General features: G+C 68.1%; 11 protein-coding genes and 4 pseudogenes. 5 read left to right on the plus strand and 10 right to left on the minus strand.

Features of this window, described 5'->3' with window-relative positions:
* Positions 1–208: 208 nt before the first annotated feature.
* Entirely contained in the window at positions 209–559 is a 351-nt protein-coding gene (tnpB, locus tag FG154_RS11050) for an IS66 family insertion sequence element accessory protein TnpB (RefSeq protein ID WP_011842166.1), read from the minus strand.
* Positions 556–963: an IS66-like element accessory protein TnpA gene (tnpA, locus tag FG154_RS11055; protein WP_145107624.1), complete on the minus strand. Its 408-nt coding sequence runs from the start codon at positions 961–963 to the stop codon at positions 556–558. The genes tnpB and tnpA overlap by 4 nt, the downstream gene beginning before the upstream one ends.
* Positions 964–1047: 84 nt before the next feature.
* Between tnpA and FG154_RS11060 the strand changes: the two are divergent.
* The 3 pseudogenes from FG154_RS11060 to FG154_RS21835 form a co-directional block, all read left to right on the plus strand.
* Positions 1048–1284 (plus strand): annotated as a pseudogene (locus FG154_RS11060) (DDE-type integrase/transposase/recombinase); the annotation flags it as partial.
* 234 nt (positions 1285–1518) lie between these two features.
* A pseudogene (locus FG154_RS11065) lies at positions 1519–2643 on the plus strand (IS110 family RNA-guided transposase).
* A 16-nt stretch (positions 2644–2659) separates the two neighbouring features.
* Positions 2660–2812, plus strand: a pseudogene (locus tag FG154_RS21835) (IS3 family transposase); the annotation flags it as partial.
* Between the two features lie 192 nt (positions 2813–3004).
* Here the strand turns inward: FG154_RS21835 and FG154_RS21045 are convergent.
* The 4 genes and pseudogenes from FG154_RS21045 to FG154_RS11085 form a co-directional block, all read right to left on the minus strand.
* A complete protein-coding gene (locus FG154_RS21045; protein WP_186312334.1) occupies positions 3005–3283 on the minus strand; it encodes a hypothetical protein in 279 nt (92 codons plus the stop codon).
* A gap of 70 nt (positions 3284–3353) precedes the next feature.
* Positions 3354–4571, minus strand: coding sequence for a chromate efflux transporter (gene chrA, locus FG154_RS11075; RefSeq protein WP_145107626.1), 1218 nt, complete (start codon positions 4569–4571; stop codon positions 3354–3356).
* Positions 4568–4822, minus strand: coding sequence for a PadR family transcriptional regulator (locus tag FG154_RS11080; RefSeq protein WP_145107629.1), 255 nt, complete (start codon positions 4820–4822; stop codon positions 4568–4570). Before FG154_RS11080 ends, chrA begins: the two co-directional genes overlap by 4 nt.
* Positions 4823–5310: 488 nt before the next feature.
* Positions 5311–5794 (minus strand): annotated as a pseudogene (locus FG154_RS11085) (transposase); the annotation flags it as partial.
* A gap of 96 nt (positions 5795–5890) precedes the next feature.
* Between FG154_RS11085 and FG154_RS11090 the strand changes: the two are divergent.
* Entirely contained in the window at positions 5891–6688 is a 798-nt protein-coding gene (locus FG154_RS11090; protein WP_145107631.1) for an ABC transporter permease, read from the plus strand.
* A 76-nt stretch (positions 6689–6764) separates the two neighbouring features.
* Here the strand turns inward: FG154_RS11090 and FG154_RS11095 are convergent, their stop codons facing one another.
* Entirely contained in the window at positions 6765–7346 is a 582-nt protein-coding gene (locus FG154_RS11095) for a hypothetical protein (RefSeq protein WP_246100223.1), read from the minus strand.
* A gap of 341 nt (positions 7347–7687) precedes the next feature.
* Complete coding sequence (locus tag FG154_RS11100) at positions 7688–9346, minus strand: methyl-accepting chemotaxis protein (RefSeq protein WP_145107636.1); 1659 nt, start codon at positions 9344–9346, stop codon at positions 7688–7690.
* A gap of 376 nt (positions 9347–9722) precedes the next feature.
* Between FG154_RS11100 and selD the strand changes: the two genes are divergently transcribed.
* Positions 9723–10778 carry a selenide, water dikinase SelD gene (gene selD, locus FG154_RS11105; protein WP_145107638.1) on the plus strand — a complete coding sequence of 352 codons (1056 nt, stop codon included), beginning with the start codon at positions 9723–9725 and terminating at the stop codon, positions 10776–10778.
* Between the two features lie 17 nt (positions 10779–10795).
* On the opposite strand, the gene FG154_RS11110 is transcribed toward selD, so the two are convergent.
* Positions 10796–11233: a hypothetical protein gene (locus FG154_RS11110; RefSeq protein ID WP_145107640.1), complete on the minus strand. Its 438-nt coding sequence runs from the start codon at positions 11231–11233 to the stop codon at positions 10796–10798.
* Between the two features lie 12 nt (positions 11234–11245).
* The gene (locus tag FG154_RS11115) at positions 11246–12688 is read right to left on the minus strand and encodes a GMC oxidoreductase (RefSeq protein ID WP_186312335.1); all 1443 of its coding nucleotides are present in this window, start codon (positions 12686–12688) and stop codon (positions 11246–11248) included.
* Positions 12689–12782 lie beyond the last annotated feature (94 nt).

Below are 12782 nucleotides of genomic sequence, written 5' to 3' on the forward strand. Positions count from 1 at the left end.
ATTGCTCGCGCCGGAGCAGCGCGATCTCGAGCTTGAGGCCCGCGATCATCGCCTCGGAGGTCGAGACCACCGCGCGCGCCTGCGCCAGTTCGGCCTTCGTGGCCGCCAGTTCGGCGCGCAGTTTCTCGAGTTCGGACGCGGGATCGGACATGGCCTCTTCTACCATGCCCGGCCACGGAAGCCAACAAATACAGGTGCTTCCGGGCGCTCAGCCCATCTTCTTCGGCCTCTGCGTCCAGCGCGGATTTCGCCAGTCAATTCCGTCGAGCAGATAGCCGAGCTGGGCTGCGGATATCGCAACGGCCTCGCCCGTGGTGCTCGACGGCCAGACGAATTTGCCCGCCTCCAGGCGCTTCGCATAAAGCGACACGCCGACCCCGTCGAACCACAGGAGCTTCACCACATCCGCCTTGCGGCCGCGGAAGCAGAAGATTTCGCCGCCGTGGGGATCGCGGCCGAGCCCCTGCTGGACCTTCAGCGCCAAGCTGTTCATCCCGCAGCGCATGTCGGTGACCCCACCTGCGATCCAGACCCGCGTCCCCGCCGGAAAGGCGATCATGCCCGCTCCAGGATCTGGACCAGCCGCGTCAGCGCACCGGCCTCGATGTCGGTAGGAACAGCGAGGCGCCGGCCATTCGCCAGCGTGATCTCGATCCGCGCATCGGCATCCGCCGCCCGCACGGCCGATGCCTCCCGCTGTCCGTCGCTCAGATCAGGGCCAATCTCGACCGGCGCGAAGACCGGGCGTCCGCCATCCAGCAACCCCTTGTGATACGCTCGCCGCCATTGCGTCAGAAGCGGCCGCGAGATCCCGTGGCGACGCGCGACCACCGAGCCTTGCCGGTGACCGCAATAGCTCTCCTCGACGATCCGGATCTTCTCCGCATCCGTCCAGGTCCGGCGGCGGCCGAGATCGCCCGCCGCGATGACTTCAAATTGTGAAACGACCTTAGCGCATGACATACGTCATGACGTAAGTCATGAAACTAGGCCCCGGCAGGCGGCCCTCGGCGGAGCCTTACGGTCAAACGGTCGGTCATTACCGACAATATCCTCAACCGGGACTTCCAGGCCGAGCGGCCAAACCAGAAGTGACTGGCCGACTTCACCTGTATCTGGACCGTGGAAGGCTGGCTCTACGTCGCGGTCGTTCTCGACCTCTTCTCCCGGCGCGCCGTCGGCTGGTCCATGAAGGCTGATCGGAATGCCTCACTGGTCATGGATGCGCTGATGATGGCCGTCTGGCGACGTGGCAAGGCCGACGCGCTGCTTCATCATTCGGATACTCAAAGGATAGAAGCCAGTTCCTGGGCGGTCTGACTCTCACAGCGATGGACCATCTGGTAAGCTGGCGCCGCAAGGGATCCTGCGCGGTCTGACCCGCATTCTGATCGACCAGCGTGTCTTTCCCCGGACCTGTCGGCTGCCCGGGAACGCCTTGCGGTGAGGTTGGCCTCGCCGATGCCTGTGACCCGAGAAGGGCCTGACCGATCCGGTCTCGTGACTGTCCTGTCTTGCATCCGGTTCGGGCCGAGCGATCGGCATCGGCTTGCTCGGAGGCTCGAATGGACAGCAAGACAGAGACACCGACCCGTCGTCGGCGGGGTCGACACCCACAAGGACCTACACGTCGCGGCGGTTGTCGATGACCAGGACAGGGTTCTCGGCACTCGATCGTTCCCCACGACCCGTCAGGGCTATCGCCAGATGCTTGCCTGGATGCGGGACTTCGGCCCGGTGCTGCGGATCGGCGTGGAATCCACGGGCAGCTACGGCGCCGGTCTTCTGCGCTCTTTGCCGCGGGCGGGAGTAGAGGTGCTCGAGGTCATCGCCCCGGATCGGCAGGATCGCCGGCGCCGCGGCAAGAACGACGATCTCGATGCCGAGAATGCGGCCCATGCTGCCTTTGCCGGGCAGCGTACTGTCACGCCGCGCACGCGCGACGGAATGGTGGGAATCTCTCAGGGTTCTCAAGGCTTGCCGGAAGACGGCCGTAGTTGCGCGCCGTGTCGCGCTCCAGATGATCCACAATACGATCGTCTGCGCGCCGGAAGCCCTTCGGGACCAGCTGCGCCGCCTGACCCGGATGCAACTCGTCCGAACACTCGCAGCCTGGCGCCCCGATCTCGGTGCCTGTCGGGACGTCGACGGCGCCTACCGCATCGGCCTCAAATCCCTGGCCCGCCGATACCTCGAACTGCACGACGAGATCGGCGACCTCGACGCCATGATCGCACCGATCGTCGACGAGTTGGCGCCGGACCTGATCGCGCGCGACTGCATCGGATACACTTGCGCGGCCCAGCTTCTGCTCACCGCCGGAGACAACCCGGAGCGCCTGAAGTCGGAGGCCAGCTTCGCGGCGCTTTGCGGGGTAAGCCCCGTGCCCGCCTCGTCTGGCAAGACAGTCCGCCATCGCTTGAACCGCGGAGGTGTCGAACTGCCAACAGCGCCCTGCACATCATCGCCATCTGCCGCCCTCGGACAGACCCGAGAACGCAGGACTACGTCGCTCGCAGGATCGCTGCCGGCCATTCCAGGCTCGATGCCATCCGCGCCCTCAAACGCTACATCGCCCGTGAGGTCTTCTCCGTCATCGCGCGCCGCCAGAAGGAGATCAGCCAGACACGCTCCCCTGCTTGACAAACAGAAGGGCGTCCAGGGATCGCAATACACAAGAGAGCAGTTTTAACGGCTTCTGGCCGACAACGGGATCACCTGCTCGATGAGCCGCGCCGGCAATGCATGAGACAATTCAGCAATGGAGAGCTTCCTCTCATCGCTGAAGACCGAACGGACGGCCCGCAAGGTCGCGCCAAGCAAGCGGATGCAGAACGGCATCTGCGAGGCCTTCAAGTCAAAATGCGGGAGAAACTCCTGGCGAGACGCTGTTCGTCGAACTGGATCATGCACGCGAGGTCCGTCGTCCGCTGGTGGTCGGCTACAACCTCGCGCGCCCGCGTTCAACCCTCGACGTAGACTACTGCGGCTTTCGCCGCCCAACTCACCGCAATGGGCGGCCAGCTCCACATAGCGGAGGCGTTGCGCTGCTCGCCCATTGCTCCCTCCGCGCAAGTGGGTAATTGTCACACGCCGGCTCTGGTTTTCGCTGGATGAACGTCGGGGTCAGAGCAGGACGCATGTCGATTCGCACGTCGTCCGCCAGCTCCTCGACGCTGCGCTCGCCCTGCGTCTGGAGGTCGATCAGTTCCAGCTGCTTCGGGCTGGCCAGAGCCTTCCCGATCCGGGCGACCGGCTTGTAGAGATGCGAGGTGCTGTCCACGACCAACACTCCAAGGATTGGAGTGAGAATCCATGCAGCGCCAGACGCATCCGCGCAGGACGCGTGGCGCTCAGATGTAGCCGAGCGTCACTCCCCCGAGCGCCGCGACGAGCACCACGCTCCAGGGCGGCGCCTTCCAGGCCATCAGCAGCACGAAGCAGACGAGCGCGAGGGTGAAGTCGCGCAGGTCACCGATGGCGCTGGTGAAGACTGGAGAATAGAGCGCCGCGCCAAGGATGCCGACCACGGCCGCATTCGCCCCCTGCATCGCCGATTGCGCCAGCGGCAGCGCCCGGAACCGGTCCCAGAAGGGCAGCACTCCGATCAGGATCAGGAAACCGGGCAGGAACAAGGCGAGGAGCGCGATGGCGGCCCCCACGAGGCCATTGGGCTCCGGTCCAAGCACCGCGCCAAGGTAGGCGGCGAAGGTGAAGAGCGGCCCCGGCACCGCCTGCGCCGCGCCATATCCGGCAAGGAAGCTGTCCGGCGTGACCCAGCCCGGCCCCACCGTTTCGACCTGCAAGAGCGGCAGCACGACATGGCCTCCCCCGAAGACCAGCGCGCCCGCCCGGTAGAAGCTGTCGAACACCGCCAGCGCCCGCGCCTGATCCGCCACCAGCGGCAGAAGGACCAGAAGCGCCGCGAAGACCCCGAGGGCTGCGCCCGCCTGCGTGCGGCTCACCGGCATCGCGATGTGACCGCCGATAGCGGCGCCGGTGCCGCGGCGAAGGGTCAGCCCAGCGGCCGCGCCGAAGAGGATGGCTCCCACCATGCCGAACGCGCCGGGTGCGGCGGCAAGGACGGCCACGGCCGCGACGGCGATGCTCGCGCGCTCCCGGTCCGGGCAGAGCGATCTCGCCATGCCCCAGACCGCCTGCGCCACGATGGCGACGGCCACGATCTTCAGCCCGTGGAAGAGGCCGCTGCCCACCGGCCCGGCGGCGAGGCCCGCCGTCATCGCCACCCCGAGCAGAATCAGGGCCGAGGGCAGCGTGAAGGCGGTGAAGGCCGCCAGTGCCCCAAGCCAGCCCGCCCGCATCAGCCCAAGCGCAAACCCCACCTGGCTCGAGGCCGGGCCGGGGAGGAACTGGCAGAGCGCGACGAGATCGGCGTAGGCGGCCTCGGTCAGCCAGGCCCGCCGCACGACGAACTCGTGCCGGAAATAGCCGAGATGGGCGATGGGGCCGCCGAAGCTGGTCAGCCCCAGCTTGAGGAAGGCCGCGAAGACCTCGGCCGCCGTTCCCTCGCCCGCGGCTGCGGCGCCCTTCGCCCCCGGGTCCGTGCTCATCCTGCCTCGTCCTTCAGCTCGTGCAACTGCCGGCGCGCGAGCGCCAGCCCCTCCCGGCCCCTGTCGGTGATCGTGTAGTATTTGCGCAAGGTCCGGCCCTCGCGTTCTTCCGAGCAGGTCAGGTAGCCGTCGCGCGTCATCTTGGCGAGCATGGGATAGAGGGTTCCGGCCGACAGCCGGTAGCCGTGCTGCGCGGCATGGTGCAACACATGCAGCCGCACCAGCCCGGACAGCAGGTCATGGTGATCCATCCTCTGCGAACCCTTCACACCCCTGTCTTATCGAAGGGCGATGTTAAGGGCGAGCGACGGCTCGTCAACCGCACCGGAGATGGACGTGGAAATCCGCCTGATCCCGGCACTGGCATGTCTGGCGTCCGGCCGGTCGGCATGGAAGTGGGGGGACGGCAATGACAGGGACGGCAGAGGCAAGGACGGCCTCCCGCTTGCGCGAATGGCACCTGGTGGGCCGCCTGTACTGGGCCGTCGTCGCGGTGGCGACGGTCTTCACGCTGGCGCGCTTCTCCGGGGCCTTCCTGATCCTGCGCGCCGAAGAGGCGGGTCTGCCGCTGATGCTGATCCCGCAGGCTTTGGTTGGGATGAACGCGGTCCCTGCCCTGTCGGACTGGGCCCGCGGGCGAATTGTCCGAGCGGCTGAGCCGCCACGCAATGCTGATGGCCAGGCTCGGCCTGCTGATCGCGGCCGTCTGGCGCTGGCTCCGGGGCTTCCCGGCCCGGGGTATCCCCTTGTCTTTCAGCACTACCCGAACCAGCCAGCATCATACCGATCGGCGAGCATCCAATCCGCGCCTTCGGCAGGCTGTCCAGCAGAGCCTCCGTGCCGGTGTAATCGCTCACCTGTCCGACCGACAGGTGGAACACGATCAGCCGCCCTTTCGCATCCGCAACGGCGGCAGCTTGGTGTTCATGCCGCCTTTGGTGCGCTCGATCTGGCGCCTGCGCCCCCCTTTCCCACGCACAGACTCGAGGCCGTGCGGTGCGCCTTGAGATAGGTCGCGTCGATCATGATCGTCATGTGCTCGGCGTTTTCGGCGGCAAGGCCCACCATGATCCGGGCGACGACCCCGTTGTCGCTCCAGCGCTTCTACCGGTTGTAAAGGGTCTTCGCCGGGCCGTACCAACACAGGGCTTGCCATGGCGCTTCGGAAAGAACGGCTTCAGGCGCTCCATCCAGACGTCGGTCAGCCAGTAAAGATTGCTCATGGGTCAGGTCTCATTGCGAAGCCCGAACACGCCAGAAGCACGAAATCACCGGGTCTATCGGCCCCCGCGGGGCGCGCCGCGGGCAGGAACGGCACGATGAGCGACTTGCGGTTCCTTCGGCACGCCGAGCGCCCAAAGCGCCCGTCCGGCCTCTCGAACGCGCTGGTCTTCGGCTGGCGGGCGGTGCTGAAGTTCCGCCACCTGCCCGAGCAGCTGTTCGACCTCGTCATGACGCCGATCATGTTCACGCTGCTCTTCACCTTCGTGTTCGGCGGCGCCCTTGCGGGCTCCCCGCGCGAGTATCTGCAGTTTTTCCTTCCGGGCATCCTGGTGCAGACCGTAGTCTTCAACTCGGTCTATTCGGGCATGGGGCTTTCGACCGATTTCCAGAAGGGCCTGTTCGATCGGTTCCGCACGCTGCCGATCTGGTCCCTTGCGCCCTTTGCCGGTCTGATGGTCGGCGACATCCTGCGCCATCTGATCGCGGGCGTGATCATCCTGGCCATCGGCCTCGCCCTTGGCTACCGGCCAGAGGCCGGGGTGGCGGGCGTCCTGGCGGCGTTTCTCATGCTGATCAGCATCGGCTTTGGGATGGGCTGGATCTTTCTGGTGCTCGGCATGCTCGTCCGCACGCCGATGACCGTGATGACGCTGGGCTTCACCATCCTGTTTCCGGTCACCTTCGCCTCGAACATCATGGTCGATCCGGCAACGATGCCCGGCTGGCTGCGCGGCTTCGTGGAGGTGAACCCCGTGTCCCTCATGGCGACGGCCTTGCGCGGGCTGATGGCGGGCACGGCCACGGCACCGCAGATCTTCGCGGCCCTCATCGCCCCGGCGGTGCTGACGCTGCTGCTCGCGCCGCTCACCGTGTGGCTCTACCGGCGGCGATAGGCGCCACGGGGCCCCGGCGCCGGGGTCACGCGCGGGGCGCTGCCGGCGTGATGGTGGTTCAGTCGAAGCGGTTCCGTCAGCCGCCCATCGCCTCGTTGTCGTCCAGTGGCGCCCCGAGCGGGGCGATGCGATAGGTAACGTCCTTGCGCAGGACGCTGCCCTCGGCCTGCATGTGCGAGAAGGCCGGGATGGGGATCAGCCGCAACCCGCCCGACTCCATCGGCAGACCCGACCCCAGCAGCCGGTAGATCCCGAGGTCGATCAGGTCGAGCCGGAGCGAATCCTGGCCCGGCAGGAACAGAACGAGCTTCAGCTCGCGCGGGCCTGCGGGCTCGATGGTGATCAGCATCCGGTCCGCAGGGGGCGTGTCGGGTCCGTCGCCCGACAGGCAGACGAGCGCCCGATAGCGGGAAAGTCCCTCGCGAAGGTAGGAGACGAGGGCGGCCGCGACGACACGCGCGTCGGGCACTTCCTCATCGGTCAGCCAGTGGTCGGGAGGCGGCGGCACCATCGGATGCGGGGCACCGCCCGCGTGGGGCGGGCGCCCCGGCGCGCCCCGGCCGTGCGCCGACGCCGCCTCGGGGCGCGACCCCAGGTTGCCCCCGGCCTGCGGCCCATCGGCCGCCAGCAGCGGTGTCTGCATCGGCAGACCGGACATGCCTTCACTCGGCATAACTGCACCTCGTCACTTGGCGGGAGGCCCGTCCTTCCGGCGGAAGGCCTGAACCAGACTATATCGCGTGGCAGATGACGTGGGCAGGTGGTCCTGACAAGTTGAGCGGACATTTCGCCGCGGCCGCTGTGCCGAATGTGCCAGCAAGCGCCCGCAAAGACGGCATGTGCACAGCCCTGCGGCAGCTCCTGTCCCCGGGCTTTGGAAAGGCCGGGAGTCTGGGCGCCGATGGCGGCCGGCTCTCCAGCGGGCCGAAAAGGAAGGGCCGCCCGCTGTCGCAGCGGACGGCCCGGTGACGGTTCGGGTTCCGGGAGCGGGTGGGCCGCTCAGTGACCCTGACGGTGGAAGGCGCGGTCCAGCTCGTCGTCCGAATCGTCGAGGCTGAAGCTGAAGCCCCCCGAGGCCACCTTGCGCTGGGACGGCGCGGCGGCGGCTTCCACCCGCCCGCCCTGCACGACCCGCAGCTGCGGCGACGGGGCGCTGGCCAGGCTCTGCTCGTTCAGCCGGAAGAAGCGCACCGTCTCCTCGAGCCGCGCGGCCTGGCCCGACAGTTCGGAGGCTCCACCCGCAAGCTGCTGCGAGGCCGCGCTGTTCTGCTGGGTCACCTTGTCGAGCTGCTGGATCGCCGTCGCGACCTGCTGGGCCCCGGCCGCCAGCTCACGCGAGGCCATCGAGATGTCGGTCACGAGGCGCGAGGTCTGCTCGATGTCGGGCACGAGCTGGTTGAGCATTTCGCCGGCGCCCGTGGCGGCGCGCACGGTGCCCGTCGAGAGCGACGAGATCTCGGCCGCGGCCGTCTGGCTGCGCTCGGCCAGCTTGCGCACTTCCGAGGCCACGACGGCAAACCCGCGGCCATGCTCGCCCGCCCGCGCGGCCTCGACCGCGGCGTTCAGCGCAAGCAGGTCCGTCTGGCGGGCAATTTCCTGAACCACGAGGATCTTGTCGGCGATCGAGCGCATCGCGGCCACGGCCTCGATCACGGCCTGACCTGAGGCGCGCGCATCCTCGGCGGCCTTGGTCGCCATCCGCTCGGTCTGCATCGCATTGTCAGCGGCCTGCTTGATGTTCGCCGCCATCTGCTCGACCGAGGCCGAGGCTTCCTCGGTGGCCGAGGCTTGCTCGCTCGCCCCTTGGCTGAGCTGCTCGGACGTCGAGGCCATCTCGCCGCTGCCGGACGAGACCTGCTGGGCCACGGTCGTCACGCCGCCCACCACCTCGCGCAGTTTCTCGACCATGAGATTGTTCGCGCGGAGGAGCTCGGCAATCTCGTCCCGACCGCGGGCATCGGCCGTCTCGGACAGGTCGCCCTCGGCCACGCGCCGCGAAAGATCGAGAGCCTTGCGGAGCCCGCGGCTGATCGAGACGGTAATCCAGACGGCCGCGGCGGTGCCGACCGCACCGGCCAGGGCGAAGATCCCGATCAACATCTGGCGCGCCTCGCGCGTATGGCGGTCCGCCTCGAGACGCAGGGCGGCGAGTTGCTCCTGCTCGTTCTCGACAAGCTGGGCGATCAACCCTTCCCGCTTGGCCTGCCTCGCCAGATAATCGGGGGCGAGCAGCAGCCTGCTCGCGCTGGCCAGATCGTTCCGGTTCGAGAACTCGACCGCTTCGTTGTTCACCTTCGAGATCACCTCGCGGAGCGAGCTGTATTCATCGAGCAGCGCGCGCTGAGCGGGTGACAGATCGGCCGCCTCGAGCGCCGTCATCGCTTCCTTCTGCTCGGCGCGCGCGGCGGCCATCTCCTCTTCGCGGGCCTTCTTGGTGGCCGCATCCTGGCTGATGAGATGCTCGCGGATCGCCGCCTTGAGCCGCAGCTGCGCGGCATTGAGGGCATCGGCTTCGATCGCTGTCTGAACGGTGCCGTCAAGCATCGCGTCGAGCTGCGCATCGAGCGAGTTGAATCCGCGCACGGCGAGAACGCCGGCGATGCTCGCCAGCACGAATACCGCAAGGAATGCTGCGGCGAGCTTGATCTTGATGGTCATTGTTGGCCCCGGAGTCACATGAACTGCAAACTTCCTCCACAGATGCGGGCCGCTGGCGCCTCGGTCGAGCGATCCACCCGTATGAAGCGCGGGATCAGGGGAGGTGGCGCGAGTCCTCTGGACAGGTTGCCGCATCCTTCCGGTGCGGGATATGTTCGAACGAGAGGATTGACGGGGGGCCAGGGCGCCCGGTCGGTCGCGGCGAGACGGACCACCGGCCGGAGCGCGCCTGCTCTGGACGGCCCTGCCGGAGCAAGCGCGGGGCAGGCGATTCGGGAAACCTCCGGCGGCATCCGGGCGTTCGAGTTGACTTGCCCGGCCGACCGCTACATCCCTTGCGCGGGCCGCCTTGCCGGCCGGAAGCCGGAGCGACGAGATGACAGACAGACCTGCGACCGAACCGAGCCTCACTTCATTGGCCCACGGAGGCGGGTGCGGCTGCAAGATCGCGCCCGGCATCCTCTCGGACCTGCTGCGCGCGGCCCCTGCCCTGCCCGTGCCCGAGGATCTGCTGGTGGGCACCGCCACCTCCGACGATGCCGCGGTCTGGCGCCTGAACGACGAGCAGGCGCTGGTGGCCACGACCGACTTCTTCATGCCGATCGTGGATGACCCGTTCGACTTCGGCCGGATCGCCGCCACCAACGCGATCAGCGACGTCTATGCGATGGGCGGGCGGCCGATCATGGCCCTGGCGCTGGTGGGAATGCCGATCAACGTCCTGTCGAAGGAGACCATCGGGCGCATCCTCGAAGGCGGCGCCACGGCCTGCGCGGCGGCGGGGATCCCGGTGGCGGGCGGGCACACGATCGACTCGGTCGAGCCGATCTACGGGCTGGTGGCGCTCGGCCTCGTGCATCCCGACCGGGTGCGCAGCAACGCCGGTGCGCGGCCGGGCGACCGGCTGGTTCTGGGCAAGCCGATTGGCACCGGCATCCTCTCGGCGGCCCTGAAGAAGGGCGAACTCGACGCGGCGGGCTATGCCGAGATGATCGCCACCACCACCCGCCTCAACACGCCGGGCCCGGATCTGGCGGCGCTGGCCGGGGTTCACGCGCTGACCGATGTCACGGGCTTCGGGCTTGGCGGGCACGCGATCGAGATGGCCCGCGGAGCCGGGTGCGAGTTGCGGATCGACTGGGACCGCGTGCCCGTCATGCCGCCGGTGCGCGGGCTTGTCGGGCGGGGCTTCGTTACCGGAGCCTCGGGCCGCAACTGGGACAGTTACGGCGCGGGCGTGGCCCTGCCCGAGGACTTTGCGCCCGGAGAACGCGCCCTACTGACCGATCCGCAGACGAGCGGCGGCCTGCTCGTCTCCTGCGCGGAGGAAGCAGTGGCGGAGGTGCTGGCCATCTTCGCCCGGCACGGGTTCGAGGCGGCGACCGAGATCGGCGGCGTGGCCGAGGGTCCGGCGCGGGTCGTGCTGCGCTGACTTCGGGGATTGGCCCCTCAGGCCACCTCGAAGATGGCGTAGGGGTTGAGGCAGGCCGAGGGTCCGATGAAGATCACCTCCTCCTCGGGCGCGGTGCGCAGGGCGATGTTCGTCATCTGCACCGCATCCCCCAGGATGTGACGCTCGAACCGCTCCAGCCGTTCGGCGCGTTCCTCCGGCAGGATCTCCATCGCCTGTCCTTCAAGGCCGGTCTGGTAGGCGGTGGCGTAGGCCGCCGCGAGCTTCCACGGCGGCTCGATCCAGGGGCGCCTCGCGATGCTGGCGGCGGTCAGCGCCTCGATCTCGGTCTCGTCCATTCGCAGCGGCCCGAAATGGCGCTCGAGAACCGAGCGCACCAGATCCTCGGGCCGGCGGGTCATCGCATAACCGCCCGCCGCCGCGAAAGCGGCCGTGGCGGCGGCAAGCTGGAGGGCGCGGCGGCGGCTGAGTGTCATCGGCGGTCTCCGTCAGATCAGCAGGTCGGCCGCGCGCAGCGAAAGCGCGGCGGCCGTCAGCGAGGGATTGGCGGCCGAACAGGTGGGGAAGGTGCTCGTCCCCACCACGACGAGATTTCGCAGCCGGTGATGCACGAGGCCCGCATCCACGACCGACGTGGCCGGATCGTCGCCCATCCGCAGCGTGCCCTGCAGATGCGACTCGGTCTCGCGGATACCGTGGTCGAGGATCCGCTCGACCGGCAGCGGCGCCAACAGGTCCGGCAGCGCGGCCTTGGCCCGCTCCATCCCGCGCAGCGCATAGTCCGACGGCCCGTGATACTCGACGAAGGCCCGGTCCTCGCCATCGAGCGTCACGCGGTTCCTGTCTTCCGGCAGATCCTCGGTCACGATCACCAGCGGCAGCGTCTGGCGCATCCGCTCGGCGCCAAGGCGCATCCCGTGCGACCAGCGGTTCTCGAAATAGACCAGCGCGGCGCCATCGGTCTTGCGGTGCGGCCCGTCATAGAGGCCGAAGTCGAGGCCGGTCGTGATGGTGCTGCCGCCGAAATTGTCCACCCCGTCGAGCCAGGCCTCCATCGACCAGCCGTAGGATTCATGCAGCCCCACGCCCGTCAGCCCGCCCCCCAGATCGGATCGGAGCAGGATCGCGGGGCTGTGGATCGCATTGGCCCCGAGAACGAAGAGATCCCCCGTCACCCGGTGCTCGCGCCCGTCCGCGCCCAGGAACACGGCGGCCGAGATGGACGAGCCCGCCGCCTCGAAACGGCGCACCTCGGCCTCGAGGCAGAGCGTGACGCCCTCGGCCTCATAAAGCGGCACGAGCGAGTTGTTGGCGGTGAACTTGGCGTCGGCGGGGCAGATCTGGCAACGCAGCGACGCGCAGCAGGCGGCCCGCGTCTCGGTGGCGATCCGGGCCCGCGCCGTCGGCATGACGAAATGGCTGTCGGGGCGGGCGGCCTTCATCAGCCGGTCGGGATCGGGCATCAGATGGGGCGGTTGCGGGAAGGGACGCGAGCGCGGCATGACCCGGGCCATGTCGGGATCGCCGGAGACCGCCATGATGTCTTCCGCGTCGCACCAGTAGGTCTCGAGATCGTCGTAGGTGATCGGCCAGTCCTGCGCCACGCCATGATCCGTGCCCAGCCGGAAATCCGCAGGATGGAGCCGGGGCGTCTGGGCAAACCAGCAGTTCGTGCCGCCCCCGAACCCGACGGTGAAGTTCCAGGGCTTGTCGGAGTTGGTGGCATAGGTGTCGCTGTCGGCGACAGCCGAGTTCCGGCCCTCGTCAAGCTGCCAGTCATGCGTCGCGTGACCGCCCCATTCAAGGACGAGCACCCGTCGGCCGGGCTGCCGCATCAGCCTGTGCAGGAAAAAGGAAGAGCCGAAGCCCGAGCCCACGATCACCACGTCGAAATGCTCGCCGGCGACGCTTTCGGGCGGAGCCAGGTTCATAAGATTCATCTCCAGATAACTGCTTGCTACTTTGAGGCGAGTTGCGCGGAACTGTCCATCTGAGGCGCCGTTCATCGGCAAACCTTTGCCGGGT

Source organism: Cereibacter sediminicola, from assembly GCF_007668225.1.
GTDB lineage: Bacteria > Pseudomonadota > Alphaproteobacteria > Rhodobacterales > Rhodobacteraceae > Cereibacter_A > Cereibacter_A azotoformans.

Bases quoted from the DNA above. Each gene is read 5' to 3' on its own strand.
- tnpB (WP_011842166.1), bottom strand. From the start codon at position 559: ATGATCGCCTTTCCGGCGGGGACGCGGGTCTGGATCGCAGGTGGGGTC.
- tnpA (WP_145107624.1), bottom strand. From the start codon at position 963: ATGTCATGCGCTAAGGTCGTTTCACAATTTGAAGTCATCGCGGCGGGC.
- chrA (WP_145107626.1), bottom strand. From the start codon at position 4,571: ATGAGCACGGACCCGGGGGCGAAGGGCGCCGCAGCCGCGGGCGAGGGA.
- FG154_RS11080 (WP_145107629.1), bottom strand. From the start codon at position 4,822: ATGGATCACCATGACCTGCTGTCCGGGCTGGTGCGGCTGCATGTGTTG.
- FG154_RS11090 (WP_145107631.1), top strand. From the start codon at position 5,891: ATGAGCGACTTGCGGTTCCTTCGGCACGCCGAGCGCCCAAAGCGCCCG.
- FG154_RS11095 (WP_246100223.1), bottom strand. From the start codon at position 7,346: ATGTCCGGTCTGCCGATGCAGACACCGCTGCTGGCGGCCGATGGGCCG.
- FG154_RS11100 (WP_145107636.1), bottom strand. From the start codon at position 9,346: ATGACCATCAAGATCAAGCTCGCCGCAGCATTCCTTGCGGTATTCGTG.
- selD (WP_145107638.1), top strand. From the start codon at position 9,723: ATGACAGACAGACCTGCGACCGAACCGAGCCTCACTTCATTGGCCCAC.
- FG154_RS11110 (WP_145107640.1), bottom strand. From the start codon at position 11,233: ATGACACTCAGCCGCCGCCGCGCCCTCCAGCTTGCCGCCGCCACGGCC.
- FG154_RS11115 (WP_186312335.1), bottom strand. From the start codon at position 12,688: ATGAACCTGGCTCCGCCCGAAAGCGTCGCCGGCGAGCATTTCGACGTG.